Consider the following 247-nt stretch of genomic DNA (forward strand, 5'->3'; position numbering starts at 1 on the left):
CGGTCTGATGGTGGCCTACAACGAAGGCTACTCGAAGGCCGTGGATGGTCGCGCATTCGACAATCCGTTTGCCAAGGCCGGTTCGCGGGCCGCCGCGTGGGAACTGGGCACGCAAGACGGCGCTGAGCTGCGCACGCAGCGTGAAGCACAGCCCGGCATTCAGCGTCGTACGGTGACTGTTGCCGAAATCGCGGCCGAGGTCGATCTGCTACGTGTGGCTGATGACAAGGGCCCCATGACCACAAAT

The 247-nt window shown here is 63.2% G+C and carries 1 protein-coding gene; it reads left to right on the top strand.

Features of this window, described 5'->3' with window-relative positions:
- Positions 1-247, top strand: a 247-nt coding sequence (locus tag AC1RPQ_RS08615; protein WP_481762368.1) for a hypothetical protein, incomplete at both ends; no start/stop codon positions are given.

The organism is Dellaglioa sp. CoH-57-MRSF-21 (genome assembly GCF_056781915.1).